Source organism: Pseudomonas lactucae, assembly GCF_016937615.1.
GTDB lineage: Bacteria > Pseudomonadota > Gammaproteobacteria > Pseudomonadales > Pseudomonadaceae > Aquipseudomonas > Aquipseudomonas lactucae.
In genome coordinates this window covers 76,509-101,069 of sequence record NZ_JAFHKI010000013.1, presented here as the reverse complement: position 1 = coordinate 101,069, position 24,561 = coordinate 76,509, and the positions used below count along the sequence as shown (strand labels likewise).

The window sequence follows — 24,561 nt, the reverse complement described above, 5'->3', positions numbered from 1 at the left end:
CCGGATGACTGTCGACCGATGCATTTGGCTGACGCGGCTCTCGACCTGGAAGGGCAGCCTGTTCAATTGTTGTTGCCAATGGAAATGTGCAGTGCGTTACGCAGCCAGGCATGGCCCTCCAAGCGCCAGCCCGGCCCCCAGGCTGTTGCTTTCGCCATAGAAGACCAGTTGGGCGAAGAGCTGGAGGCCGTGCATGCCGGGCTTGCTCAGCGTGACGCAATGGGTTGCTTCACGGTGCTGGTGACCCACAAGGCACGTTTCAAGGCGCTGTTGGATGAACTGGTAACGTTGGGCATCAAGGTGCGCAGCGTGCATGTCGACGCCGACCTTCTTGGCGATGGCGGCCAGGTCGCGGTGCAGTGGTATGGCCGTCGGGTCGTGGGCGAGCCCGTGCGCCTGGCGATGTCCGTTCCGGCCCTCAAAGCGCTGGAGCCATTGCTGGAAACACCCCTGCAATGGCCTGACGAAGAGCAGAGCCGGGTTCATATCGAACGCGCGCTATGGGGCAACCCGGGTCAAACGATCGATTTGCTGCAAGGTGAGTTTCGTCGGGTTGGATATGCCTGTCCCTGGTCAACCGTCGTGTTGGCGGCAGCCCTGGCGTGCGTGCTCGATTGGGGCTTCACGCAGCTGCGTATCCAGTACGTCGAAGGGCAAGCCCAGCAGCTTTATGCGCAGAGTGTGGCGCGCTTCCAGGCGCTGTACCCGCAGCAGGGCCGTATTGTCGATCTCGCCGCGCAACTCAAGGCCGTGCAGGGCCAGAACCCGCACGAGGCAAAGGCGCCGCTGGTACGCCTGGTCAGCCTCGCCGAACAGGTTATTGGCAGCGCCGACGTAGAAGTCCACCGCATGGAGTTTCGGCGTGGCGATGGCTGGAAGATCCAGTTGACGGCCCATGACCTCGGCGCGCTTGCCCGTTTGCAGGAACAAGGACGCCAGAGCGGCATGCCGGTTCGCATGGGCAGCGCCAGCAAGGAAGGTAATCGTGTTCAAGCCGTGCTGATGCTGGAGGACCCGTCATGAGGGGGCTGCAAGCCTGGAATGCATTGTCGTCGCGTGACCGTTTTCTACTCAAAGGGTTGGCAGTGTTTTTGATCGGTGTGCTGCTGTTCCAGACGCTATGGCTACCCGGTCGTGAGCGGTTGGCCACCGTTGAACGGTATCACCAGCAACAACTGCTATTGGCTCAGCAGGTACAAAGCGCCCAGCCGCAGCGTACCGGGCCCGCGGCCGTCCAGCCTTCGGCATCGAGCATCAACGACAGCGCCGAAGCGTCGGGGCTTAACGTTACCCAGGTCGAGGTACAAAACGAGCGCCTGCGTTTGAGCCTCAACGGCGAGGCAGAGGCATTGCTCAACTGGTTGGCAGTATTGGAGCGAGACGTGGATACCTTCGAGGTGCTCACGCTGGTGAAGCGCGCAGACCGTCTTGAGGCTCACATTGAGCTGTAGCTCGTGGCAACTATGGGCTGGATTTTTACAGGTGTACTTGGATGAAATTGTCAGGTGATCAAACGATGAAAACTTCCCCTTATTCAGCGACTCAAAAATGGCTGCATTGGGTCTCGGCCATCGTCATTCTGTGGTCATTGCTGTCCGGCTTTTACGTAGCTGTGTTTACTGTTCCTGAATCGGTCAAAGCGTGGGTCGGGTTCTTCAACGTGTCATTGACCGCTCTCTATATCCCGGTATTTGTCTTGAGGGTTTATTGCTCCTTTACCCACGGTCTGGATGCATTCGTCAAACGTTCGCCGCAGCAGTGGCTGGCGCTCCTGGTTCATAAAGCTATGTATGGGGTATTGGGTGTGGTGCTGGTGACTGGCGTGCTGATGATGGACCGTCCGATCAATATCTTTAATCTGGTCTTCATTCCACCGTTCGACAGTGACCCGGCCGAGATTGCCGCGTTCACTCGCGTGCATGTCTTGTCCTGCGTGGTATTGCTGCTGGTGCTGATGGCGCATATCGGCGCGGTTGTTCTGCATGAGCTTCGGGGCAATCGGGTGATGGCCAGGATGTCATTCGCCACGAACCTCACGCTGAGGCCAACGGCGGCAACTTCGCCAGCTTCAACGCCACCAGCAAGGCGCCAACCAACAGAGCGACGATGAACGCGCCAATCCCATTCCACCCGGCCAAGTGCCAGAAAAATCCGCCCGCCGTGCCGGCAATACTCGACCCCGCGTAATAGCTGAACAGGTACAACGATGACGCCTGCCCCTTGGCTTTCACCGCGCGGCGGCCGATCCAGCTGCTGGCTACCGAGTGGGCGCCGAAGAAGCCGAAGGTGAACACCAGCATGCCGGGTATCACCAGCCACAACGGCGTGAAGAGGGTCAGCGCCATACCGCCGAGCATCAGCACGATGGTCGCCCACAGCACGCGACGGCGGCCGAGGCGGTCGGCGAGGGAGCCGATCTTGGCTGAGCTGTAGATGCCCGACAGGTACACCAACGACAGCAGGCCGACCACGGCCTGGCTCAGGTCGTAGGGATCGGCCAACAGGCGATAGCCGATGTAGTTGAACAGGGTCACGAACGCGCCCATCAGCAGGAAGGCTTCGAGGAACAGCCACGGCAGGCCCGCGTCCTTGAAGTGCATGACAAAGCCGTCCAGCAGGCTGCGCGGCTTGAGGCTGCGAGCGCGGAAGTTGCGCGATTCGGGGAGGATCTTCCAGAACACCGTGGCAGCGATCAACGCCAGTGCACCGATGATCAGCATTGCAGTGTGCCAACTGACGAAGTCGATCAACACGCCGATGATCAGGCGCCCGCTCATGCCGCCAATCGCGTTGCCGCCGATGTACAGGCCCATGGCCAGGCCGATGTGTTGTGGGTGGATCTCTTCGCTGAGGTAGGTCATCGCCACGGCAGCCAGGCCGCTGAGCGACAGGCCCACCAGCGCACGCATCAGCAGGATCCCTTCCCAGGACGGCATCAGGCCGCTGGCAATCGTGGCCAGCGCCGCGCAGAACAACGCGGCGACCATCACCGGTTTGCGCCCCAAGGTGTCGGAAATCGGCCCGGTGATCAGCAAGCCCAGGGCCAGCATCGCAGTGGCCACCGACAGAATCAGGCTGCTTTGCGCCGCATTGATGGAAAACTCGTGGGACAGCGCGGGCATCATCGGCTGCACGCAATACAGCAGGGCAAAGGTGGCAAAACCTCCGGAGAACAGCGCCAGCACGGTACGCAGGAACATCGGCGTGCCTTTTTCGATGAACTCGTCATTGAGCTGAGCCACCACCTCATCCAGCGCGGTGGGCGGGACATCCTGATCAAGTGGCGCGGCAGCAGATTTCACGGGAACCTCGGGAGCAAAAGCCTGGCAGGTTGGCAATGCAAAAAAGAATATAGCTGGCTAATGATTCTTTCCAATATATTGTTCGACCTGTTTGATAGCTTTAACGACCTAATGAGGTTTGCATGGAATTGCGTCATCTGCGGTATTTCATCGCTGTCGCCGAAGAGCTGCATTTCGGCCGCGCGGCGCAGGTGCTGGGCATCTCGCAACCGCCGCTGAGCCAGCAGATCCAAGCGCTGGAGCAGGAGGTGGGGGCACGGTTGTTCGAACGTACCAATCGTCGGGTTGAGCTGAGTGAGGCCGGGCGCTGTTCCTGCACGAAGCGCGGTTGGTGCTGGCCCAGGTGGACAAGGCGTCGGATGTAGCGCGGCGCGCACAGTTGGGTGAGTTGGGGGAGTTGAAGATTGGCTTCACCTCTTCCGCACCGTTCAACGCCAGCATTCCCCAGGCGATCTTTGCGTTTCGCCAGGCCTTCCCGGCGGTGCACCTGAACCTTCAGGAAATGAGCAGCACCGAAGTGGCCGAGTCGCTGGTGGATGAGTCGATCCAGGTGGGGCTGATGCGCCCGCTGCCGTTGCCGGACTCGTTGAGCGTCATCGAGCTGATGCGCGAACCGCTGGTCGCTGTCTTGAGCGCCGGTCACCCATTGGTGGAAGGCAGCGAGCGAGGCTTGCATCTGGCGCAACTGGCTGACGAGCCTTTTGTGTTTTTCCCACGCAGCTACGGCAGTGGTCTGTACGCCCAACTGCTCAGCCTGTGCCGCGACGCCGGCTTCAGCCCCCACTTCGCCCAGGAAGCAGGAGAGGCGATGACTATCATCGGCCTGGTGGCGGCGGGGCTGGGCGTGTCGGTGCTGCCGGCCTCTTACCAGCGCATCCGTATTGATGGGGTGGTGTATCGTACTTTGCTGGACCCGGAGGCGGTGACCTCGGTATGGCTGGTACAGCGCAAGGGCGTTCAGACGCCGATGGCGAAGGCGTTTGTGGAGTTGTTGACGCGTAAGGCAGGGGTGTAGGCATCGTCACATATCAGGTAACGCAACCGGCTTAGTTATTCGCTGGAAACTTGCGCAAAATCGCCTTTTTACAAGCGAGTGATATGGATGGCACTTCTTTATCAGCCCAAGGAGGGCAGCGTGTTGATATGTGATTTCCGAGGCTATGAGGTCCCGGAAATCATCAAGATCCGGCCGGTCATTGTGATACGTAAGCACCGAACCAATAAGTTGCTGGTGACGGTTGTTCCTCTGAGTACGACTGCTCCGCAAACGGTGCTGGCGCATCATTTACAGCTCGACAGTCATCTTCAAGGCGAGCCCGATCTGTTGGGCGAAATGCGATATCGTAGCGACCGTTAGTCTGGGGCGACTCGATAGAATTAAAAGCAAAGACCGGCAGGGCAAACGAACTTACAAAATTGCGGAGCTTTCCCATGAGCAGTTTTCAGCCGTAAAGGTGGCAGTACGCAGTGCTTTGGGGGTGTGATGAGCTGAGCGGTGCACGAACGGCACTTTGCCACGTGTTGCAGGAGAGCTGATTTCAGGCATACTGCCCGAGTTCCCGAAAGGGGCTTGTGAGACTCTGAGGATCCTGGGCAACCAGCCATCGCAGAGCCAGGCAGGAGGCGGCGATGACAAGCCAACCTGTTTGTGAAGAGGGCGCCGAAAGGCGCCCTTTGTCGTTTCTGAAGGATTGAACGCCTCAGTTCTGCTTGGACGTCCCGGTCTGCTCAAACAACTGCGCCGCCGACCCGGCCTCACCACTCACGCCATTGTTGCGCAAGCCCGCCATGATGTCGCTGTCCAGGTTGTTCACCCAGCGGTTGTAGTTGCGATGAATCTTGCCGTCCTTGTAGCCCAGCGCACGGCTGTCGCGGTAGGTGATGGCGTAGCTGGTGCGGGTGTAGCGGATGTCGATGGCCGCGTAGTACTGGTTACGCACGGTGATCTCGGCCTGCACCAGTTGCGGGCTCAGGCGTTGCACCGTCCACTCGCGTTTTTGCAGGGCGTTGACGATGACCTGTTTCATTTTTTCTTCGCTGACCTGGGTGTCGGCCTGCAGGTCGTGCTGGGTGTTGAGCACTGGTTTGCTGGTGCAACCGGCGGCGGTCAGCAGGGCCAGGGTGATCAGGGTGGCGCGTAGCAAGGAAGACATTCCGTATTCTCCAATCGATTAAAAAGTCAGGACCAGCGGCGGAAAATCAACGAGGTGTTGACGCCGCCAAAGGCAAAGTTGTTGTTCATCACGTAGTCGTGGTGCATCTGGCGAAAGCCGCCTTGCAGGTAATCCAGCTCACCGCATTGCGGGTCGACTGACTCCAGGTTGAAGGTGTGCACGTACTGGTCGCGGTTCATCATCTCAATGCTGAACCATGACTCCAGCGCCCCGCATGCGCCCAGGGTGTGGCCGAGGAAACTTTTTTGCGAGCTGATCGGCATACGCGGGCCGAACAGGCTGCTGGTGGCCAGGGTTTCGGCGATGTCGCCCTGGTCGGTGGCGGTGCCGTGGCCATTCACGTAGCCGATGGCGGACGGTTCAAGTCCGGCATCTTCCAGGGCCAGCTCCATGGCGCGGCGCATGGTTTTCTGTTCCGGACGGGTGGTGTGTTGGCCGTCGGCGTTGCTGCCGAAGCCGACAAGCTCTGCGTGGATGTGCGCGCCACGGGCCAGGGCATGCTCCAACTCTTCCAGCACCAGCATGCCGCCGCCTTCGCCGATCACCAGGCCATCGCGGCCGCTGTCGTAGGGGCGTGGGCTGGTCTGCGGTGCGTCGTTCTTCAGGCTGGTGGCGTAGAGCGCGTCGAACACCATGGCTTCGGTGGGGCACAGTTCCTCGGCGCCACCGGCGAGCATCAGCGGCAGGCGGCCGAACTTGATCGCCTCGTAGGCGTAACCGATGCCCTGGCTGCCGCTGGTGCAGGCGCTGGAGGTGGGGATCAAACGTCCGGTCAGGCCAAAAAAGATGCTGATATTCGCCGCCGTGGTGTGCGGCATCATGCGCACATACGAGTTGGCATTGAGCCCCTCGGCCACCGAGTTGAGCAACATATTGCCGAAGGCCTTGATCTCGTCGGTGCTGCCGGTGGACGAACCACAGGCCACGCCCATGCGCCCGTCCTTGATCGACTCGTCACCGAGCAAGCCGGCGTCCTGCAACGCCCGCTCCGCCGCCCACACCGCCAGGCGCGAGACACGGCCCATGCTGCGCAATTGCTTGCGCGTCCAGTGCGCGGGCACCACGAAATCATCAATCGGCCCGGCCAGGCGCGTGTTCAGCTCGGTAAACCGGTCCCACTCGTTCATGCGGCGAATGCCGCTGCGGTTGGCGCGAAAGTTGGCCGAGATGGTGGCCCAATCGCCGCCCAGGGAGGTGATGCCGGCCATGCCGGTGACGACTACGCGTTTCATCAGCACAAGCCCCCATTCACCGCCAACACCTGGCGAGTGATATAGCCGGCTTCGGCCGACATCAAGAAATTCACCGCACCGGCGACCTCCTCCGGGGTGCCCATGCGCTGCGCCGGGATCATCTTCATCAGTTCTTCCACCGGTACGTTTTCATCCAGCATGGCGGTATCGATCAACCCCGGTGCCACACAGTTGACGGTGATCTTGCGCTTGCCCAGTTCGATGGCCAGGGCCTTGGCGGCGCCGATCAGGCCGGCTTTTGAGGCGCTGTAGTTGACCTGACCACGGTTGCCGATCAGCCCGGAAACCGACGTGATGCACACGATACGCCCGGCGGCACGACGCCGGATCATCGGCATCATCACCGGGTGCAGTACGTTGTAGAAACCGTCCAGGTTGGTGCGCATCACCACGTCCCAATCGTCGTCCGACAAGGCCGGGAACGCGCCGTCGCGGGTCAGGCCGGCGTTGAGCACCACGCCGTAGTAGGCGCCATGTTGCTCTACATCAGCCTCAAGGATTTCTTTGCAAAGGGCGCGATCCGCCACGTCGAATTGCAGCACCCGCGCCTGGCGTCCCAGGGCCTGGATTTCGACCTGTACTGCGTCGGCTTCGGCGCGCCCACTGCGGCAGTGCAGCGCGATGTCATGCCCGGCCTGGGCCAGGCGCAGTGCGATGGCGCGGCCGATGCCACGGCTGGAGCCGGTGACCAGTACGGATTCAGTCATGACGTTTGGTCCTTCGATTCAGCTAAATAGTTGGCCGCCTGGGGCGGTCGAAATACGTTCAAGCGCGCACTGGCCTGGATACCGCTGCCGGTGAGGTGGCATTCGAACACACCCATGCCGTTGTCGTCTTCCAGGGAGCGCAGGCCGTGGATGGTCAGCTCGGCGCCGGCGGGAAAGTGCGCCACGTTGCACTCGAATTTGCGGGTGCCCAGCAGGAAGCCCAGTGCCACGGCTTCGCCTTTGCGGCGCGCATGGCAACCGGCGTAGGCGGCGACACTTTGCGCCATCAACTCGATGCCGACCCAGGCCGGCAGGCTGCCGTCGGCGGCGTTGAACAGGCCGCCGGGCTTGACGGTGGTGCGGGTGCGGATCTGCTCTTCATCGAACGACAGCACCTGGTCGATCAGGATCATGTCGCCCGCATGGGGCAGCAGTTCGGCGAGTGGCCAATCGATCATGGGGCCTCTCCGATAATCAGGCTGACATTATTGCCGCCGAAGGCAAACGAGTTGCTCATCAGGCAGGGTTTTTCCAGGGTGTCGCCCAGGCGCGCCCAGTGCAAGGCGGGCAGCGCAGGGTCGGGCTGGCCGTCCCACACGTGGGGCGCACCGGCCGTGGGCCAGGCTCAGCCAGCAGAACGCCGCCTCCAACGCACCGGCTGCGCCCAGGGTATGGCCGCTCATGGGTTTGGTCGATGAGCAGGCCACGCCGTCGGGGAACAGGCTGGCGACGGCCAGGCTTTCCATGGCGTCGTTGTGCTGGGTGGCGGTGCCGTGCAGGTTCAGGTAGCCGATCTGCCCAGGCACCCGGTTCGCGCAGGCCAAGGCCTTGCGCATCGCCTGCAACGCGCCCTTGCCGGTGGGCTCGGGCGCGGAAATATGGTGAGCGTCACAGCTGGCGCCGCCGCCCAGCAAGGCCACGGACGCCGCTCGCGGCTCATCAGAAACAGGACCGCCGCTTCGCCGATATTGATGCCATCGCGGTTCGCCGAAAATGGATTGCAGCGCGTGTTAGAGACCGCATCCAGTGCGATAAACCCGTTCAGCGTGAGCTTGCACAGGCTGTCGACCCCGCCGCAGATCACCGCGTCGCACACGCCCAGGTCGAGCAGGCGCTGGGCGCTCATCAAGGCACGGGCGCTGGAGGTGCAGGCAGTGGAGATCACATAGGCCGGACCGCTCAGTTGCAGCCAATCGGCGAGGAAGTTCGCCGGGGCGCTGAGTTCCTGTTGCTGGTAATCGTAGCCGCCAGGGAACCGCTGTTCCCGCAGGTACTGGGCGATGCCGCGACTGGCTTCGTCGATGCCCGAGGTGCTGGTGCCCAATACGACGCCGACCCGCGAGGCCCCATAGGTGTGGATGGCCTGGCGAATCTGGCCCTCGATCTGCAGCGCAGCCTCCAGCAGCAACTGGTTATTGCGGCTGCTCTGCTGGCCAAGCTCCGGCGGGATGCTCGCCAGTTTGCCGTGCACGCCGGCCACCGGCAGCACGCGCTCCGGCACCCAGCCGCTTTCGGCGCGCATGCCCGAGCAATCGCCGGCAAACAGGCTGCGGCTGACGTCCGCCTGGCCACGGCCAAGTGCGCAGATCAGCCCAAGGGCATTGAGGTACGCGGTCATCGGCTAGCCCCAAGCGGTGTGATGCGATAACGCAAGGGCTGCCCGGTCATGTTCACGCTGAACACTTCCGAGGATTGGTAAACGATCTGCCAATGGCCCGGCAACGTACGCGTCAGGTCCATCGCCTGGGCGCTGGGGTAAAGCGCGCGGACCTCATCCGCCGAGGTCAGGGCAAACAGCAGCGCGGCGAACAGCTCGCGTGCCTGGGGGTTGGGCGGCAGCAAACCGTCGGCTTGCCACTGGCCATCGACCAGCTTTTGCCGGGCCTGGGGGATGCCCAACGGGTCCATCATCGACCAGCGGACCGCGCCATCTTCGCGCTGGATCACCAGCAGCCAGTCCTGGCTCTGGCCGTCCGCCAGGCGCTGCACATGCAATTGCATCGGCAAGGCCAGGGCCGGTGTTCTTTGCGGCAGCGGCGGCTGGCTGGCGCAGGCGCTCAGCAGCAACAGGCAACCGAGCAGTAACCCGCGAGTCATGGTGCGGCGCTCCGCAGGGGCTTGCGCGCCACGCAGTTGACCAGGGTTTCCTCACGCTGGCCCACCGGTTTTGGCTGACGCAGGCCCCAGCGCTCAAGCAGGCCGAAATCGGTGGCGCGGCTCCACCACAGATACGGGTACGAGACGTTCTGCGCGGCGAACTCAAAGCCCTGCTCGCGGAGCATCTGCAGGTACGCTTCGGCGCTTTTTTGCACATGCATGGGGTGACGGAACAGCCAGCGAATCACCCAGGTGTCGATATAGGCTTCGGTGGACTCGGCAAACAGCAAGTAGCCGCCGGGCTTGAGCACCCGGTAGAACGCCTGCAATGCGTGGTGCTGCTCGACCAGGTGGTGGAAGGTCTGGTGACAGAACACAATGTCGACGCTGGCATCGGGCAGGTCGAGAGTGGCGCAATCGCTGCCGATCAGCTCGACGGCCAGGTGTTGGCGGGTCGCTTCCTCCCGGCTCATTTCCAGGCTGTGCGGGTCGGCGTCCACGCCGATCAGGCGCCCAGGCGCGAACACCTGCTGCAGCAGCTTGAAGGACTTGCCCTGGCCGCATCCGGCGTCCAGCAGCACCGGCGCGTCTGGCAGCGGCTCGCTGAACAGGCTGCGCAGGTCGTTGATCGCCACGCGCAACACATGATGCTGCCAGGTGTGGCTGCGCAGGAACCAGAAGCCGAATCGGGTTTCTTCGACGTAGTTTTTACTCAGGTACCGGGACGTCATACCGGTTCACTCGCACAAATCTGCGACAACATCCGCAACCGCCGCTTGGGCTCGCTGACGAACGGGTTGCGTTCGTCCCAGGCGTAGCCGGCGAGGATCGAGCTGATCATGGACTTGATCTCGGGCGAGCGCCCATGTGGAAAATCACGTCCTGGAAGGTGCCCGCGTACCAGCCTTCGACGTAGCAGCGGAAGGTGTCGACGCCGCGTTTCAACGGTTCGGCAAACTCGGTTTGCCAGTCCACGGTTTCGCCTTTGAGCTGACGGTCCAGCAGGCCCGCGGCCATGCTCGCCGAACGCATAGCGATGGTCACGCCGGACGAGAACACCGGGTCGAGGAATTCCGCCGCGTTGCCCAGCAGCGCGAAGCCTGGGCCATGCAGGGTTTTGACGTTGGCCGAGTAGCCGCCGATGGTGCGCGCCGGGGTGTCCCACACGGCATGTTGCAGCACGCCCGCCAGGCTCGGGGTTTCGTCGATAAAACCGCGCAGGCAGGCGTCGAGGTCGGTGTCACGGCCGTCGAAATGCTCCTTGGCCGCGACCACGCCTACCGAGCAGCGGCCGTTGCTGAACGGGATGGTCCAGAACCAGATATCGCGCTTCGTCGGATGCGTGGTGACAAGAATCTTGCTGCGATCGAAGCCCGGGTGTTCGATGCGGTCTTCAATGTGGGTGAACACCGCCTGGCGTACCGGGAAGTTCGACGGCGCTTCCAGGTCCAACAGACGCGGCAGCACGCGGCCGTAACCGCTGGCGTCGAGCACGAACTTGGCCTTGAGGTGGTACTCGCTGCCGTTCTCACGGCGCACGTGCAGGTAGCGGGTTTCGCCTTTGAGGTCCACGCCGACGATGGTTTCGCCGTAGCGAATCTCCACGCCTTGCAGCGCGGCCTGGTCGGCCAGCAACTTGTCGAACTCGCCGCGCTGCACCTGGAAGGTCGTCGGCTTGCCGTTGCTGAACGTGTCGCTGAAATCAAAGGCGTTGTAACGCTCGCCCCAGGCGAACGCCGCGCCGGTTTTTACCTGGAAGCCGGCCGCCTGCACAGCGTCGAGCATGCCCGCTTCTTCGATAAAGTCGATGCAGTGCGACAGCAGGCTTTCGCCGATCGAGAAACGCGGGAAATGCTGGCGCTCGATGATCAATACATCATGCCCTTTACGCTTGAGCAGCGCGGCGGCGATGGCGCCGGACGGACCGGCACCGATCACCACGACCTGGCGGCGTTCCATTTCAACTATGGGCACGAGGGCTCCTTGCCGCATGGGCGATAATCAGATTCATAAGGCGTGTTTGCGATGACCGGCCCAGGGCGCCAGCATAAAGCTGAACGCCAGGCCCAGGCTCACCGATAAACCGAAGTTACTCACCGCCGGGGTACTGGACACCGCCAGCAGGCCGAACGACAACCAGGTCGTCAGCGCCGCCAGCAGCGTCCCCAACAGGCTGACAGCAGCGCCGCCAATCTGTTCACGCATCAGGATCGCGTAGTCGACGCTGATCGCCGTGACCAGCAGTAAACCGAACAGGCTGAACAACGTCAGCGGCTGGCCCAGCCAACCCAGGCTCGCCAGGCTGCACAGCGCGGCCAGCAAGGGCAGGGCAACGATGCGCAAGGCGCCGCTGAAGCCGAACGGCAGAATCAACAGCAGCACGATCAGTCCGCACGACATCAGTTTCAATTCGGCGGCGCTGATCTGCGTGGCGGCGAAGACGCGGTTCAAATCACCGAGGCGATCGACCAACTGCACGCCGGGCAAGTCCACCGCCTGCACGCGCAGCAGCGCCGGGTTGTTCAAGCCTTGCAGGCTGACCATTGCCGCCACGCCACCGTCCATCGGGCCGAGCCACAGCGTGCGCCAGGGTTCGGCCAACGGGCCTGCCAGCGCGGCGTCGATGTCTTCGGTGGGCAACGCTTGCAGCTGCGCGACTTCGGCTTGCAGGGCGCTGGCCGGTACGCCGAGGTCCAGCAGCGGTTGCCAATGCGGCGCGAGGGCGTTCAGGGCATCGCGCAGCTGCTGCTGCTCGGCCGGCAGGTTGACCAGTTGAGTGAGCGCCAGGTAACCCTGGAGCTTATCCATGTTCACCAATTGATCCAGGCGCTGGCCCAAGGCACGTTGGCGCTCCAGCAACTGTTGCTGTTCTCGGCGCGCACCAGGAAGAACTGGCTGGTGGGCTGGAACCCGGTAATGCGCGCCACGGCCTGGGCCTCTTGCAGCAATTGCGGCGGTGCGCCGATCCACTGGCGGATATCGTTTTTGCTGTTCAACTGCCACAGGCCACCGGCGCAGAACAGCAGCACCAGCGCCAGCAACACCGGGCTGGGGACGCGCTTGAGTAAGGCCTCACGCAGCAACCACAGGCATTCGGCGATACGCAACGGCCATTGTGCCGGGCGCAGTTCGACACCCTTGAGCAGCGCCGGCAACAGGCACACGGCGCACAGGTAGGCACCGACCAGGCCTGCGGCGGAGAACACGGCGATTTGTGTCAGCGCCGGGAACGGCGTCCAGGCCAGCGCCAGGTAACCGATGCAACTGGTGGCCAGGCTCAGGCTCAGCCCTGGCAGGGTCAGGCGCAACGCCGGCCAACTGCGCCACGGCTTGAGGCTCCAGCTTTTCGACAGGTAGTGCAGCGGGTAATCCACCGCCACGCCGATCAGGCTGGAGCCCAGCACCAGGGTCATCACATGCATATGGCCGAACAGCGCCACGCAGGCCACCGCGCCAAACAGCATGCCCACCAGCACCGGCACGAAGGCCAGCAACACCCGCCAGCGACGGAACGCCAGCAGCAGCAATACCAGGATGCCCACGGTCGCGCCGCCGCCGACCCAGGTCATTTCCCGGGTCGCCTGCCGCTGACCGTTGGCCGCGTAGAGCAAACCGCTGGCCGCCAGCAGCTGTGCGCCTTGCTGGCCGGCTTGTTCGCGACTGGCCTGGAGCAAATCCGCCACCTGCAGCGGCAGTTTCATATCGAAGGCATTGCCGGTGGTGCGCGCGCGCAACAGCACCCAGCTTTTGCCGTCGGCATCGGCGATCAATGCACCGCTGCCGATATCCAACTGCACCGCGCCGCGTTGCGGCTGGCTGTTCTGGATGCGCCCGGTCAGGCCCAGCCAGTCCTCCTGGCTCGGCACCAGGCTGAAGCCGGTGAAGGGGTCGAACAATGACTGCACGCGTTGCTGGATAAACGCGTCGGGCTGTTCGATCAGTTGCTCGCGGTCCTTGGCCGAAAGCATTGCCAGGCGGCCGCGCAGCAATTGTTCGCGCAGTGCCGGCAGGTCGGCTTGCAGGTTCCACTGCACCTTTTCAAACACGCCACTGGCCTGCCATCGCTCACCCAGTTGCTGCGCCACGGCCACCGCTTGCTGGCGGTCGGCGTGCCCCACCAGTACGAGCATCTCGCGGTTCAGCGGCTCCTGCATGCGCTGTTCGGCCAGCAGCTCCAGGGCATCCGGCGTGCTGCCCGGCACCAGTTCCATCAGGTTGGCCGACAGCGGCGCGCCATGGCGCCATTGCCAGCCGGCCAGGGCCAGCACGGCCACCAGCAGGATCAGGAACAGGCGCGGCAACAGGCGCTCACTGGGCAAAGTCGTGTTGCTCCGCTTCACTTAACGGTTGATCGGCGGTGCTGTCCTGCATGCGCAATAGGGTGCTGTCGCCCTGGGTTTCCAGCAGTTCGATGCTGTGCACCAGCGCGCCACCGTCGATATTGATCTGGTTGAACACCTGTTTGAGCAACATCGAACGCGGGGTCAGCGTGAGCTTCCACTGCGTGGCCTCGCCCTGCAGCTGCAGCTCGAAGTCACGCTGCAAGCCGCTGCTGTCGCCCTGCAGCACGGCGAGGAACAAACGATTCTGCTCGGCCCCGGCGCTCTTGTTCGGCAGCAGTTGCCAGCCGTTGGCGTCACGGCGGGCGATACCCTGGGCGCTGATGCGGTAGTCCTGTTGCAGCGGGGTCTTGAGCAGCCACAGCAGGCCGTGGTCCTTGGCGAGGACGAAGGTGCCCTTGCTGACCAGCGGTTGGGGCAGAGCACGCAAGTGTTTTTCCTGGGTGAAGCTGCCGTGGATGACGCTGGGTTTGGCTAGCTGGTCGCTCAGTTGTTGCAGGTCGAAGGCCTGGGCTTGAAGTGACAGCAGCAGTGCGCCGAGGAAGGTGATCAGTTTCATGACAAGGCCCTTTCGACGGCATCGGTGAACACTTTGGGCGAGGCCAACTGCATCTCGCGGCTGGCGATCTCGACCGCCACTTGCACGGTGCTGGCGCGGGTCAAGCGCTCGCCGCTGGCCAGGTCCGTAATCAGGTAGTTGACCTTCAAGCGGTTCTCCCACTCCACCAGACTGGCGCGTACGTTGATCGTCTGGCCGAAGGTGGCGCCGCGCACGTAGCGCAGTTGCATGTCGATCACCGGCCAGGCGTAGCCGGCTTCGAGCATCGCCGTGTAGTTGTGGCCGATCTTGTCCAGCAGCGCGCAGCGCGCCACTTCCAGGTACTTCACGTAATGCCCGTGCCACACCACGTTCATGGTGTCGATATCAAAAAACGGCACGAGGATTTCGGTGTCGTTGTGCAATACGCCTTGGCTACGCATGCAGCCTCCAGTGTTGTTCGGCGATGCGTTGCAGGCACAGGCGCAGTTCGCCTTCCAGGGCGCGGTCTTCGATCACCGGTGGGAAATCCTTGGCCAGTGCTGCGTGCATCGCGGCCAGTGCGGGCGGTAACGGGCGCGCATCCTCGGCCTGGGCGCGTAGCCACACGCCTTGGTTGGCGGCGAGCAAGGTGGCGGCAGCGACCTGCTCGGTCAGCTCTAGCACGCGGATCGCATCGCGGGCGGCGATGGTGCCCATGCTGACTTTGTCTTGGTTATGGCATTCGGTGGAGCGTGAGAACACGCTGGCCGGCATGGTGTTTTTAAGGGCTTCGGCAGTCCAGGCACTGGTGCCGATCTGCACGGCCTTAAAGCCATGGTTGATCATTGCGCGGTCGGCCGGGGCGCCCGACAGGTTGCTCGGCAGGCCGTGGTTGTAGCGCACGTCCACCAGCAGCGCGAGCTGGCGATCCAGTAAGTCGGCGACGTTCGCCACCAGGGTCTTGAGGCTGTCCATGGCAAAGGCGATATGCCCACCGTAGAAGTGCCCGCCGTGCAGCACGCGCTCTGCTTCAGCGTCGATGATCGGGTTGTCGTTGGCGCTGTTCAATTCGATCTCAATGAAGGACCGCAGCCAGTTCAGGCTGTCGGCCAGCACACCGAGCACGTGGGGCGCGCAGCGCAGCGAGTAGCGGTCCTGCAAGCGGTGCAGCGGCGCGGTGGGCGCGTCGATGGCCAGGTCCTGGCGCAGCCACGCGGCGACTTGCATCTGCCCCGGGTGCGGCTTTGCGGCGAACAGGCGTTCGTCGAAATGTTCCGGGTTGCCTTGCAGCGCCACCACGTTGAGCGCGGTGATGCGTGTGGCCAGTTGCAGCAGGTAATCGGCGCGGGCGAAGGCCAGGCAGGCGAGGCCGGTCATTACGGCGGTGCCATTCATCAGCGCGAGGGCTTCCTTGGGGCGCAATACCAGCGGCGTCCAGCCGAGTTCGCGGTGCACATCCGCAGCCTGGCGGCGCTCGCCACGGAACATCACTTCGCGCTCGCCGGACAGGGTCGCGGCCACGTAGGACAGCGGCGTCAAATCACCGCTGGCGCCCACCGAGCCCTCTTCCGGGATCAGCGGCAGTACGTCCTGCTCCAGGAAGGCATGCAGACGCTCCAGCAGTTCCACGCGCACCCCGGACACGCCGTGGCACAGCGACTGCAACCGCGCGGCGAGCACGGCGCGGGTGGCTTGGGCATCGAGCAGCTTGCCCAACCCGCAGCCGTGGAAGGTGTACAGGTGACGCGGCAACGCTTCGACGTGCTGCAACGGCACCGCCACCACGCACGAGTCGCCGTAGCCGGTGGTCACGCCGTAGATCACGCCTTCCTTGTCCAGCAGCGAGTCGAGGAACTGCGCGCCCTTGGCAATGCGCTGGCGATACGCGGCATCGCCCTGCAACTGCGTGGGCGCCTGACGGTTGGCCAGGGCCAGCACGTCTTCTATGCGCAGAGGGCGTTCGCCAAAGATTACCGGCTCAAGATGCGTCGTCATCGGTCTTCCAGAAAGGGTAAAAGTTGAACCATTGTTGAGGTGCTTGCAGGCAGAACTGGCCCAGGCGAGCGGCGTAGCGCGCGGTCCACTGAGCGATGACCTGTTCGCGGGTGCTGCGCTTCCATTCGATCGATTCGGCAAACGGCTCGATGGTCAGGTGATAACGGCCCTGCCGCTTGAGGCACATCAGCAGGTTCACCGGGCATTTGAGCAGGCCGGCGAGCAGCCACGGCCCTTGGGGGAACGCCGCAGCATGCCCGAGGAAATCCACGCGCACCGTGCGACCGCCATGCAGCGGCACGCGGTCACCGGCAATTGCCAGCCACTCGCCGTCGTCCAGGCGCTGGCTGAGCAGCAGCATGGTGGCCGGGTCCAGCTCGCTGACCTGGATCAGGCGCAAATGGGTCGCGCCGGCTTCGCCGAGCAAGCGGTTGAACCGTTCGGCATGCTTGGTGTGCACCAGCACATTCATGGTCACTTGTTCGCCGATCTCCGCCAGCGCACGACACACTTCGAGATTGCCCAGGTGTGCGCCGACCAGCATCTGCCCGCGTCCGCCACGCAGTTGCCCGCGCAATTTGGCCGGGTCGTTGATTTCGATCTGCTCGATGCGCAGCTTGCCGTTCCATACGTCGAGCTTGTCGAGCAGGGCGTCGGCGAAGGCCATGAACTGGCCGAAGACTTTGCGCTGGTTCGGGCGCAGCTCGTCGCGCCCGCTCCACTCGGCCAGCCGCCGCTGGTAGTCCCAGGCGCTCTGGCGCGCGGCACGGCCGAACAGGAAAAAGTACAGCACGATCCCGTACAGCACCGGGCTCAGCAGCCGGCGGCCGAGGACCTTGGCGGCCACTGCGGTGAGCTTCATCAGCACGTAGCTGCCGCGTTCTTCGCGATCGGCCCAGTGTTTGGTGCTGTCGTTCATGCCTGCCACCGTCGCCACAGGATCATCGGCGCGCGGATCAGCATGCCGAAGAACAGCCGAGTGTGCATGGCCGAGATGCGTACGTTGTCGCGCAACAGCCGGAAATGCGACAGGCCGTCGGCGGGGTAATGCACCTGCGTCGGCAGCCAGCGCATCGGCTGATTGCGCCAGGCCAGGCGTACCAGAATGTCCGAGTCGAAGTCCATGCGCGTGCCGATGTAGGCCGAGTCCATCAGCGCCAGCACTGGGGCCAGCGGGTACACACGAAAACCGCACATGGAGTCGCGGATCTGCAACGACAGCGTGTTGATCCACACCCACACGTGGGTCAGGTAGCGCGCATACAGGCGGCCTTTGGGCACGCTGTCGTCGTATTCGGGATAGCCGCAGATGATCGCGTCGGCGTGCCGGCGCGAGGTGTCGATAAAGGTCTCGACTTCGCGCAGGTCATGCTGGCCGTCGGCGTCCACTTGCAGGGCATGGCTGTAGCCCAGGCGCGCCGCTTCGCGAAAACCCGCCATCACGGCGCGCCCTTGCCTTGGTTGTGGGGCAGGGTCAGCAGGGTGACGTTATCCAGGGTTGCCAGTTGCGCCAGCACCGCCGCGCACGCCGGGCTGCTGCCGTCGTCCACCAGCAGGCACGGCAGGCCACTGGTCAGCAGGCTGCTGACCACGGCGGGCACGGCGGCCTCGTGGTTGTAGACCGGGATCAGGGCGCAGGGGTTATGCATGATGGACCTTCTCAAGATTGCCGCCACAAGAACTTATGCATGCGCGGTCACCAATTGGATCCGGCCACTGGAACACGCGGCAACGCCGTTGCGGTAGGCGAAATACAACTTGCCGCGTTCGCGGTCGAAGCGCAGGTGCAGTTCAACGGTGTCGCCGGGGCGCACCAGTTGCTGGAACTTGAGCACTTCCATGCCGGCAAAGTTCGCGGCAGATCGAGCAGTTGCTGGCCCAGGTTGAACGCCCATTGCACCTGCACCACGCCCGGCAGCACCGGGGTGACCGGGAAGTGCCCGCTGAAGTAGGCCAGGTCCGGCGGAACGCTGAGTTGCAAGGTCCATTCGCCATCGGTTTCGGCCTGTTCCAGCACTTCCGGCGCCTTGGGGCGTGGTGCCAGCAACAGGGCTTCGATGTCGGCCTGGGGCAGTTTGCCCTGGGCATTCAGCGGCAGTTGGCGCAGCAGGCGCCAGCGACGCGGCAGCGCCAGGGCTTCGCAATGCTGGCTCAGGTGCTGGCGCAGGGCCAGGGTGAGGCCGCGCCGGCCTTGGTTGCGCAGGGCATGCAGGCCTGCGGCGCTCAATACCACCAGGGCGCCGAGGGAGGCGCGGTTTTCCTGCACCACGCCCAGGCGTGTTTCGGCGACCCATGGGTGAGTCATCAGCGCCTGTTCGAGCATGGGCAGGGAGATGCGTTTCTCTTCCAGTTTGACGATGCGGTCCAGGCGGCCGAGCAGTTCGAAGCGGCCATCGGCATGGATGCGCGCCGCATCGGCGGTGTGCTCGATATGCCCGGCGGGCAGGTAGGGCGAAGCGATACGCAGGGCGCCGTCGGCATCCTGGCTCAGTTGCACATCGGCAAACGGCTGCCAGGGTTGCGCGCCCTGGCGCCAGGCGATACCGCCGGTTTCCGAGCTGCCGAGGATTTCCGTCGGCCATTGGTGCAAGCGATCATACAAGCTGCCGGCCGCCTCGATCGGCAGCGCGCCACCGGAGGAAAATACCCGTGACACCTGGCTCAGCGCGGGCCAGTCGAGGTTGTCGCCCATGCGCTTGAGCAGCGCCGGGCTCGCCACCCAGGCGAACTGCGCGTGCTCGCGGCTGGCGCGTTGCAAATCTTCGGGGAAGGCCAGTTGCTTGCGCACGAAGGTGCGCCCGGCACATAGCGGCCACAGCACGCGGAACAGCAGACCATAGATATGCTGGGTGGCGACACTGCCGATGATGCACGCATCCTTGAGGTCGGCGCCCCACAGCGTCTCAAGGGCTTGAACTTCGTTGGCCAACTGGCGCAGGGTCTTGTCGATGCGCTTGGGTTCGCCGCTGGAGCCGGACGTGCACAGGCTTAGTTGGCAAGTGTCGAGGTCGAGCGCGGCCGGGCTCAAGGGGGCTTGATACAATACCTCCAGGTCTGCCGTTTCGGTCAACCAGGCGTCGACGGCATCGGCCCAGCGTTGGCGGGTTTGCGCTTGCAAATCGGCGGGCAGCAGCACGCTGACCCCGGCCCGCCAGGCCCCCAGCAGGGCGATCGCCAGGCTGCCGGCATCTTCCAGGTACACCGCCAGGCGCTGAATGCCGCGCGCTTGCAGGCCGGCCGCCAGGCTCAGGGAATATTCCCACAGCTGGGCGTGATTCATCGCAGGCTCGGTCGTGACCCTGCGTTGTTGCAGCGGCTCAAGCAGCAGGTGCTCAAGTTTCAACCCATTCATACGCGGCCTCGAACCCTTTGTCGTACCAGCCATTCCACGGCAAACAACAGCCCCATCAGCCCGTAGGCGATCAGGCCGTTGTACAACGTCCACCAGCTCAGCGGCGCCCACAGGGTCAGGGCGGCGGCGAGCAGGCCATTACACAGAAAAAATACGCTCCACACCACGGTGACCCGGCGTGTATACACCACCGCATTCGCAGGCAGGTTCGGTTCAGTCATGCGGGCCAGGCGTTCGACCATCGGCGGGCCGTATTTCAGGCTCAGCCCAAACAGCGCCAACATGAACGCACTGACCAGGCTCGGGTACCAGCGCAGTAGATGCGGGTTATCGAACCAGGCCAGCAACAGGCAGAACACGATCACCGCCGACGCCATCCAGCGACTGCCGGGGCGACGTGCGCCGGTGAAGGCGCGTAACAGCCACAGGCTGCCCAGCAACAGGCCGAATTGCCATGGCGCAAAGTGTTCGGTGCCGTAATACACCGCAAAGGGGTACAACAGCCCCGCCAACAACAGGCCAAGGCCGATCAGCCGGCTCATGCGGCGGGCTGGACCAGACGGTACACCGCCTCAACCACGTCGTTCACAGTGCGCACCGCCTTGAACTCTTCGGCGGCGATTTTCTTGCCGGTCTGGCGCTTGATATGGTCGATCAGGTCCACGGCATCGATGCTGTCGATTTCCAGGTCCTGGTACAGGTTGGCGTCAAGGGTGACGCGCTCCTGGGGCAGTTCAAACAGTTCCACCAAGGCATCGCGCAGGGTGTTGAAAATATCGTCACGAGTTTGCATGGTCCGGTCTCAAGCTGCCTGTCTGGCCGTGACGAACGCCGCAAGGCTGGCCACGTTGGTGAAGTGATTGCGCGTGTCCTTGGCGTCGGCGTCGATCTTGATGCCGTACGTTTTCTGGATTGCCAGGCCCAGTTCCAGGGCGTCTACCGAATCCAGGCCCAGGCCTTCGCCGAACAGGGTCTGCTCGCTGCCGATGTCGTCGGGGCTGATGTCCTCCAGGCCCAGGGCCTCGATGATCAGCATCTTTATGTCGTGCTCAAGGCGTTGTTGGTCGCTCATCTTCGGCGAGCTCCTTAATAAAATAGTCATGCAGGTAATCGTTGAGCTTACGTGAGGCCTGGGGCGCGGGCCCCAGTGTTGCGAACGCCTGTGGTTCTATATCGGCACCCACGCGCAAACTGAAGTGAAAACGGCGTTTGGGGATGCGATACCAGGGTTCGGCCTTGGTCAGCGTGGTGGGGCTGACCTTGATCACCACCGGGGTGATGATTGTCGCACCCCGCAGTGCAATGGCGGCGCCACCGCGATGAAAGGCAGGCGCCGCGCCGGGTGTGGTGCGCGTGCCTTCGGGAAAAATAATCAAGGTCTGGCCCGCGCGCAGGGCGTCTGCAGCGGCATCGAGCATGTCCGAGCTGCCGTCATTGCTGATGTAGCCTGCGTCGCGCACCGGGCCCCGCATGAATGGATTTTGAAACAGGCTCTGCTTGACCACGCAGTTGGTCTGGCGCATCAGGCCGATCAAGAACACGACGTCGATCAGCGATGGGTGGTTGGCGATGATCATCTGGCCGGGGCGACCAAGCTTTTGCGCGCCTTCAACGCTGTAGGTCAGCACACCGGCACGAAACATCATGCGGATAAAGAACCAGAACAGTTTGCTGATGGTGTGGCGGACACGCCGTTGATGTTTTTCCGCGCTGCCCGGCAGGCAACTGAGTAATGGAAATACCAGCAAACGCAGGCACAGCCCACCGAAGCCGAACAGCGTGAAGCTGGCGGCGGTGGCGAACAGGCGCCAGTAATAGGCGTCCCGTGGTTTGTCGGTCAGGCCTTGCGTTGCCAGTTCCATACGCGGTTCTTCCAGGCATGTTGGCAGGCGCCCTGTTCGGTGAGCAGGGTGCGCAGCAGGTTCAGGGCGTGGGGCCACTGGGTTCGAGTGGGTTGGACAGTGCCGGGGGTGAGTTCCAGTTGCCACTCGTCGCCTGGTGTCAGCAGCAGACCAAGGGCGTAGGGGAAGGGCACATCGACGATCCAGTTGGCGTAGGCTTCGGGTGGTTGTTCTTCAGTGATCACCAGCAACACCGCGGGCGCGCCTTCGTTGAGCAGCGCCGCGGCCTCAAGCACGCCGTGTTCCAGGCCGTCGCCGGCGGCGGCGAGGGCGGTCATTTCGCTGGTTTCATTGCGCAGGATCGACCACAGGCCAATCACCGCGTTGTGCACCGACAGGCTGAATTGGGTCGGCGACAACGGCTGGTCGTTGGCCAGATCGCTGAGGATGTCGAGGGTGCGCGGGGTTTCGCCATGTCGGGAAATAAACACCAGCGGCAGATCCGCCAAGCCCTCGGCCAGCGGCCAGCCCACGCTGAAGGCCATGCGCGCCAGACGGCTCAGGCGGCGGCGCTGCATGGCCGGCAAGAACGACACGTCGGGCGAGGCTTCGCTGGCGGGCAGCGACACCGGAGCCTCGCACCAGGCGTGCCAGTCGTCCGCACTCTCCAGGCCAGGGGCCCAGGCGCGCCATTGGGTGATGTTGAAGTTGATCACTGAGAAGTTATCCCGCCCCTGCGGGCTTCCATGTGCAGCGTTTGGCCCCGAATACCGGGACAGGGAGCAATCGCCGAATGGCGCGCATTATCCCGGTGCCGTGGGGTTCTAGCAAACTTTGGTAAATAATTGTTCACGGCTGATTACAGAATAGTGGGAGGAATTTACAGATTGTCCTTTACCCAAGGTCGGGTTGGATTGTCGGGCCGTTCCTGTTCACCTGTACGTGACCTGACTTTATTGCAGCGATGTATCGATGAACGAGGTAGCTAACAGGCGCTTTTGCCCTCTACACTCGGATAATTATTGATACACGGAGGTTTTTCCATGCGGCGTGTGGTGTTCAATCAGAAAGGCGGCGTGGGCAAGTCCAGCATCGCCTGCAACCTGGCGGCGGTCAGCGCCAGCGAAGGCTATCGAACCCTGTTGGTGGACCTCGATGCACAAGCCAACTCTACCCAGTACCTCACCGGGTTGACCGGCGACGACATTCCCATGGGAATCGCGGATTTTTTCAAGCAAACCTTGTCTTCCGGGCCGTTTTCGAAGAAGAACAAGGTGGATATCTACGAAACCCCGTTCGATAACCTGCATGTGATCACCGCCACCGCGGAATTGGCCGACCTGCAACCCAAGCTTGAGGCCAAGCACAAGATCAACAAGCTGCGAAAGCTGCTCGATGAGCTGGGCGAGGATTACGACCGAATCTATCTGGACACTCCTCCGGCGTTGAACTTTTATGCGGTTTCAGCGTTGATTGCCGCTGATCGCGTGTTGATTCCTTTCGATTGCGACAGTTTCTCGCGCCAGGCGCTGTACGGCCTGCTGGCGGAAATCGAAGAATTGAAGGACGACCATAACGAAGGCCTGGAAGTGGAAGGCATCGTGGTCAACCAGTTCCAGGCCCGTGCGAGCCTGCCGCAACAGATACTCGATGAACTGATTGCCGAAGGCCTGCCGGTGTTGCCGGTGTACCTGGCCAGCTCGGTGCGCATGCGTGAGTCGCACCAGGAGAGCAAGCCGCTGATCCACTTGGACCCACGGCACAAGCTGACCCTGCAGTTTGTGGAGTTGCATAACTTGCTGGAAAACGGCTGATTTGGCCGACGACACAAAAACCTGTGGGAGGGGGCTTGTATGGCGTTCCAGCAGGGGAAATGGATTTGTCCCACAGAAGCTGTAGGAAGGGTCTGGCAATAGACCCTGTGCCTTGTCTCAATGCCTACAGCTAAGCCAGAATCGGCCGGCTTGTGCGTCTGGATGGGCTTCTTTTAAGGTTCTGCGGTCACTGAATGTTCAGTGATCGGGTTTAGTAGCCCTTCAGACAAAGTAGGTGCACAGCTTGATGGTGGCTGTGCGCAGGGCACTTACGGGTGCGCCGGTCTTTGCTTTGTTCTCCGGTCTACTAACCTGCGTACAGCCGCCACCCTTTGTTTAGTAGCAAAGGGTCGAGGCCCTATCAGAGAACAAAGAATATGTTTGAAGCTCATTCGAATCTTTTCACCGTTACACCCAACCTCCCCACCGAAACCCTCATCCTCAACAGCTACGAAACCTTCTCCTCCGTCCGCACCCTATTGCTCAACCTGTCCAACGACCTCAGCGGCGAACACCGCGATGTGGCCTTGGCCATCCACCAATTGAGTGAGCTGGGCATCATGCTCGTCGGCCAGATGATGGACCGCGAAGCCCCGTTATCCCCACGGTAAAAACGCGGTTAAAAATGTGGGAGAGTGCTTGCTCCCACACTGTCCAGCACTGTTCTCAGGGTCCGGGTTACACGCCCTGGCTACGCAACCAACTCATCAACTGCGGCAACGGAAACGCCCCGCTCTGGCGCGCCACTTCGCGGCCATTCTTGAACAGAATCAAACTCGGGATCGACCGAATCCCCAACTGCGCCGACAACTGCTGGTTGGCCTCACTGTCGAGCTTGGCCAGCCGGCACTTGCCCGCAAGCTGCCCAGCCGCCTGTTCAAACACTGGGGCAAACGACTTGCACGGCCCGCACCAGTCGGCCCACACATCCACCAGCAACGGCAGGTCGCCCTTGATCTGGCTGGCATAGTCGCCTTGTTTCAATTCAAAAGGTTTGTTCAGCAACACGGGTTGCTTGCAACGCCCGCACTTGGGCGCATCACCCAGGCGTTCGCCGGGGATGCGGTTGAGGCCGTTGCAGTGAGGGCAGGGGATTACGAGAGGTTCGGACATCCGGGGCTCCTGGGGGTGGCCAATGGATTCAATCTGGAGTCGACAACAAGATT

Annotated in this window: 23 protein-coding genes and 6 pseudogenes; 7 read left to right on the top strand and 22 right to left on the bottom strand. The window is 62.8% G+C overall.

Going from position 1 to position 24,561, the window contains the following annotated elements; all coding sequences use genetic code 11:
* Positions 1-18 precede the first annotated feature (18 nt).
* Genes gspL through JWR98_RS02975 form a run of 3 tightly spaced genes read left to right on the top strand, consistent with a single transcriptional unit; the run spans position 19 to position 2,110 of the window.
* Positions 19-1,023, top strand: coding sequence for a type II secretion system protein GspL (gspL, locus tag JWR98_RS02985; RefSeq protein WP_225908517.1), 1,005 nt, complete (start codon positions 19-21; stop codon positions 1,021-1,023).
* Positions 1,020-1,451, top strand: coding sequence for a type II secretion system protein GspM (gene gspM, locus JWR98_RS02980; protein WP_078731240.1), 432 nt, complete (start codon positions 1,020-1,022; stop codon positions 1,449-1,451). The genes gspL and gspM overlap by 4 nt, the downstream gene beginning before the upstream one ends.
* Before the next feature lie 41 nt (positions 1,452-1,492).
* Complete coding sequence (locus tag JWR98_RS02975; protein WP_225908516.1) at positions 1,493-2,110, top strand: cytochrome b/b6 domain-containing protein; 618 nt, start codon at positions 1,493-1,495, stop codon at positions 2,108-2,110.
* Here the strand turns inward: JWR98_RS02975 and JWR98_RS02970 are convergent.
* Complete coding sequence (locus JWR98_RS02970) at positions 2,034-3,254, bottom strand: MFS transporter (protein WP_225908525.1); 1,221 nt, start codon at positions 3,252-3,254, stop codon at positions 2,034-2,036. The genes JWR98_RS02975 and JWR98_RS02970 overlap by 77 nt on opposite strands.
* Positions 3,255-3,424: 170 nt before the next feature.
* On the opposite strand from JWR98_RS02970, the pseudogene JWR98_RS02965 reads away from it, so the two are divergent.
* Both JWR98_RS02965 and JWR98_RS02960 read left to right on the top strand, forming a co-directional pair.
* Positions 3,425-4,317, top strand: a pseudogene (locus tag JWR98_RS02965) (LysR family transcriptional regulator).
* An 87-nt stretch (positions 4,318-4,404) separates the two neighbouring features.
* Entirely contained in the window at positions 4,405-4,659 is a 255-nt protein-coding gene (locus JWR98_RS02960) for a type II toxin-antitoxin system PemK/MazF family toxin (RefSeq protein ID WP_225908515.1), read from the top strand.
* A gap of 343 nt (positions 4,660-5,002) precedes the next feature.
* On the opposite strand, the gene JWR98_RS02955 is transcribed toward JWR98_RS02960, so the two are convergent.
* From JWR98_RS02955 to JWR98_RS02860, 20 genes and pseudogenes are all read right to left on the bottom strand, one after another.
* Complete coding sequence (locus tag JWR98_RS02955; RefSeq protein ID WP_078731244.1) at positions 5,003-5,455, bottom strand: hypothetical protein; 453 nt, start codon at positions 5,453-5,455, stop codon at positions 5,003-5,005.
* Positions 5,456-5,481: 26 nt separating this feature from the next.
* A complete protein-coding gene (locus JWR98_RS02950) occupies positions 5,482-6,708 on the bottom strand; it encodes a beta-ketoacyl-ACP synthase (RefSeq protein ID WP_205489257.1) in 1,227 nt (408 codons plus the stop codon).
* The gene (locus JWR98_RS02945) at positions 6,708-7,436 is read right to left on the bottom strand and encodes a 3-ketoacyl-ACP reductase FabG2 (protein ID WP_078731246.1); all 729 of its coding nucleotides are present in this window, start codon (positions 7,434-7,436) and stop codon (positions 6,708-6,710) included. The genes JWR98_RS02950 and JWR98_RS02945 overlap by 1 nt, the downstream gene beginning before the upstream one ends.
* Positions 7,433-7,894, bottom strand: coding sequence for a hotdog family protein (locus JWR98_RS02940; RefSeq protein WP_078731247.1), 462 nt, complete (start codon positions 7,892-7,894; stop codon positions 7,433-7,435). The genes JWR98_RS02945 and JWR98_RS02940 overlap by 4 nt, the downstream gene beginning before the upstream one ends.
* A pseudogene (locus JWR98_RS02935) lies at positions 7,891-9,054 on the bottom strand (beta-ketoacyl-[acyl-carrier-protein] synthase family protein). Before JWR98_RS02935 ends, JWR98_RS02940 begins: the two are co-directional and overlap by 4 nt.
* The gene (locus JWR98_RS02930; RefSeq protein WP_003171239.1) at positions 9,051-9,533 is read right to left on the bottom strand and encodes a hypothetical protein; all 483 of its coding nucleotides are present in this window, start codon (positions 9,531-9,533) and stop codon (positions 9,051-9,053) included. Before JWR98_RS02930 ends, JWR98_RS02935 begins: the two are co-directional and overlap by 4 nt.
* Positions 9,530-10,264, bottom strand: coding sequence for a class I SAM-dependent methyltransferase (locus JWR98_RS02925; RefSeq protein WP_078731249.1), 735 nt, complete (start codon positions 10,262-10,264; stop codon positions 9,530-9,532). The genes JWR98_RS02930 and JWR98_RS02925 overlap by 4 nt, the downstream gene beginning before the upstream one ends.
* Positions 10,261-11,507, bottom strand: a pseudogene (locus JWR98_RS02920) (NAD(P)/FAD-dependent oxidoreductase). The gene JWR98_RS02925 and the pseudogene JWR98_RS02920 overlap by 4 nt, the downstream one beginning before the upstream one ends.
* A gap of 33 nt (positions 11,508-11,540) precedes the next feature.
* Positions 11,541-13,852 (bottom strand): annotated as a pseudogene (locus tag JWR98_RS02915) (MMPL family transporter).
* Positions 13,842-14,432: an outer membrane lipoprotein carrier protein LolA gene (locus JWR98_RS02910; RefSeq protein ID WP_078731252.1), complete on the bottom strand. Its 591-nt coding sequence runs from the start codon at positions 14,430-14,432 to the stop codon at positions 13,842-13,844. The pseudogene JWR98_RS02915 and the gene JWR98_RS02910 overlap by 11 nt, the downstream one beginning before the upstream one ends.
* Entirely contained in the window at positions 14,429-14,854 is a 426-nt protein-coding gene (locus JWR98_RS02905) for an acyl-CoA thioesterase (protein WP_205489256.1), read from the bottom strand. The genes JWR98_RS02910 and JWR98_RS02905 overlap by 4 nt, the downstream gene beginning before the upstream one ends.
* Positions 14,847-16,388: an HAL/PAL/TAL family ammonia-lyase gene (locus JWR98_RS02900; RefSeq protein WP_078731254.1), complete on the bottom strand. Its 1,542-nt coding sequence runs from the start codon at positions 16,386-16,388 to the stop codon at positions 14,847-14,849. The genes JWR98_RS02905 and JWR98_RS02900 overlap by 8 nt, the downstream gene beginning before the upstream one ends.
* Positions 16,372-17,307: an LpxL/LpxP family acyltransferase gene (locus tag JWR98_RS02895; RefSeq protein ID WP_078731255.1), complete on the bottom strand. Its 936-nt coding sequence runs from the start codon at positions 17,305-17,307 to the stop codon at positions 16,372-16,374. The genes JWR98_RS02900 and JWR98_RS02895 overlap by 17 nt, the downstream gene beginning before the upstream one ends.
* A pseudogene (locus tag JWR98_RS02890) lies at positions 17,304-18,037 on the bottom strand (glycosyltransferase family 2 protein). Before JWR98_RS02890 ends, JWR98_RS02895 begins: the two are co-directional and overlap by 4 nt.
* A gap of 33 nt (positions 18,038-18,070) precedes the next feature.
* Positions 18,071-19,740, bottom strand: a pseudogene (locus JWR98_RS02885) (ApeI family dehydratase).
* Positions 19,737-20,282 (bottom strand): COG4648 family protein, encoded by a 546-nt coding sequence (locus JWR98_RS02880; RefSeq protein ID WP_078731258.1) that lies wholly within the window; start codon positions 20,280-20,282, stop codon positions 19,737-19,739. The pseudogene JWR98_RS02885 and the gene JWR98_RS02880 overlap by 4 nt, the downstream one beginning before the upstream one ends.
* Positions 20,279-20,533, bottom strand: a complete 255-nt coding sequence (locus JWR98_RS02875) for an acyl carrier protein (RefSeq protein ID WP_003171252.1) — start codon at positions 20,531-20,533, stop codon at positions 20,279-20,281. Before JWR98_RS02875 ends, JWR98_RS02880 begins: the two co-directional genes overlap by 4 nt.
* Before the next feature lie 9 nt (positions 20,534-20,542).
* On the bottom strand, positions 20,543-20,812 hold the full coding sequence (locus tag JWR98_RS02870; protein WP_078731259.1) for a phosphopantetheine-binding protein: 270 nt from the start codon (positions 20,810-20,812) through the stop codon (positions 20,543-20,545).
* Positions 20,790-21,602 carry a lysophospholipid acyltransferase family protein gene (locus tag JWR98_RS02865; RefSeq protein ID WP_078731260.1) on the bottom strand — a complete coding sequence of 271 codons (813 nt, stop codon included), beginning with the start codon at positions 21,600-21,602 and terminating at the stop codon, positions 20,790-20,792. Before JWR98_RS02865 ends, JWR98_RS02870 begins: the two co-directional genes overlap by 23 nt.
* Positions 21,578-22,297: a beta-ketoacyl synthase chain length factor gene (locus JWR98_RS02860; RefSeq protein WP_078731261.1), complete on the bottom strand. Its 720-nt coding sequence runs from the start codon at positions 22,295-22,297 to the stop codon at positions 21,578-21,580. The genes JWR98_RS02865 and JWR98_RS02860 overlap by 25 nt, the downstream gene beginning before the upstream one ends.
* Before the next feature lie 327 nt (positions 22,298-22,624).
* Between JWR98_RS02860 and JWR98_RS02855 the strand changes: the two genes are divergently transcribed.
* Both JWR98_RS02855 and JWR98_RS02850 read left to right on the top strand, forming a co-directional pair.
* Positions 22,625-23,395 (top strand): ParA family protein, encoded by a 771-nt coding sequence (locus JWR98_RS02855; protein ID WP_078731262.1) that lies wholly within the window; start codon positions 22,625-22,627, stop codon positions 23,393-23,395.
* Positions 23,396-23,772: 377 nt separating this feature from the next.
* Positions 23,773-24,006 carry a DUF6124 family protein gene (locus tag JWR98_RS02850; protein WP_205489255.1) on the top strand — a complete coding sequence of 78 codons (234 nt, stop codon included), beginning with the start codon at positions 23,773-23,775 and terminating at the stop codon, positions 24,004-24,006.
* A 67-nt stretch (positions 24,007-24,073) separates the two neighbouring features.
* Here the strand turns inward: JWR98_RS02850 and trxC are convergent, their stop codons facing one another.
* A complete protein-coding gene (gene trxC / locus JWR98_RS02845) occupies positions 24,074-24,508 on the bottom strand; it encodes a thioredoxin TrxC (protein ID WP_012721842.1) in 435 nt (144 codons plus the stop codon).
* Between the last annotated feature and the right edge of the window lie 53 nt (positions 24,509-24,561).

Bases quoted from the DNA above. Each gene is read 5' to 3' on its own strand.
- JWR98_RS02955 (WP_078731244.1), bottom strand. From the start codon at position 5,455: ATGTCTTCCTTGCTACGCGCCACCCTGATCACCCTGGCCCTGCTGACC.
- JWR98_RS02865 (WP_078731260.1), bottom strand. From the start codon at position 21,602: ATGGAACTGGCAACGCAAGGCCTGACCGACAAACCACGGGACGCCTAT.
- JWR98_RS02875 (WP_003171252.1), bottom strand. From the start codon at position 20,533: ATGCAAACTCGTGACGATATTTTCAACACCCTGCGCGATGCCTTGGTG.
- JWR98_RS02870 (WP_078731259.1), bottom strand. From the start codon at position 20,812: ATGAGCGACCAACAACGCCTTGAGCACGACATAAAGATGCTGATCATC.
- JWR98_RS02925 (WP_078731249.1), bottom strand. From the start codon at position 10,264: ATGACGTCCCGGTACCTGAGTAAAAACTACGTCGAAGAAACCCGATTC.
- JWR98_RS02910 (WP_078731252.1), bottom strand. From the start codon at position 14,432: ATGAAACTGATCACCTTCCTCGGCGCACTGCTGCTGTCACTTCAAGCC.
- gspL (WP_225908517.1), top strand. From the start codon at position 19: ATGCATTTGGCTGACGCGGCTCTCGACCTGGAAGGGCAGCCTGTTCAA.
- JWR98_RS02975 (WP_225908516.1), top strand. From the start codon at position 1,493: ATGAAATTGTCAGGTGATCAAACGATGAAAACTTCCCCTTATTCAGCG.
- JWR98_RS02930 (WP_003171239.1), bottom strand. From the start codon at position 9,533: ATGACTCGCGGGTTACTGCTCGGTTGCCTGTTGCTGCTGAGCGCCTGC.
- JWR98_RS02950 (WP_205489257.1), bottom strand. From the start codon at position 6,708: ATGAAACGCGTAGTCGTCACCGGCATGGCCGGCATCACCTCCCTGGGC.
- trxC (WP_012721842.1), bottom strand. From the start codon at position 24,508: ATGTCCGAACCTCTCGTAATCCCCTGCCCTCACTGCAACGGCCTCAAC.
- JWR98_RS02880 (WP_078731258.1), bottom strand. From the start codon at position 20,282: ATGAGCCGGCTGATCGGCCTTGGCCTGTTGTTGGCGGGGCTGTTGTAC.
- JWR98_RS02905 (WP_205489256.1), bottom strand. From the start codon at position 14,854: ATGCGTAGCCAAGGCGTATTGCACAACGACACCGAAATCCTCGTGCCG.
- JWR98_RS02855 (WP_078731262.1), top strand. From the start codon at position 22,625: ATGCGGCGTGTGGTGTTCAATCAGAAAGGCGGCGTGGGCAAGTCCAGC.
- gspM (WP_078731240.1), top strand. From the start codon at position 1,020: ATGAGGGGGCTGCAAGCCTGGAATGCATTGTCGTCGCGTGACCGTTTT.
- JWR98_RS02850 (WP_205489255.1), top strand. From the start codon at position 23,773: ATGTTTGAAGCTCATTCGAATCTTTTCACCGTTACACCCAACCTCCCC.
- JWR98_RS02940 (WP_078731247.1), bottom strand. From the start codon at position 7,894: ATGATCGATTGGCCACTCGCCGAACTGCTGCCCCATGCGGGCGACATG.
- JWR98_RS02960 (WP_225908515.1), top strand. From the start codon at position 4,405: ATGGCACTTCTTTATCAGCCCAAGGAGGGCAGCGTGTTGATATGTGAT.
- JWR98_RS02900 (WP_078731254.1), bottom strand. From the start codon at position 16,388: ATGACGACGCATCTTGAGCCGGTAATCTTTGGCGAACGCCCTCTGCGC.
- JWR98_RS02945 (WP_078731246.1), bottom strand. From the start codon at position 7,436: ATGACTGAATCCGTACTGGTCACCGGCTCCAGCCGTGGCATCGGCCGC.
- JWR98_RS02895 (WP_078731255.1), bottom strand. From the start codon at position 17,307: ATGAACGACAGCACCAAACACTGGGCCGATCGCGAAGAACGCGGCAGC.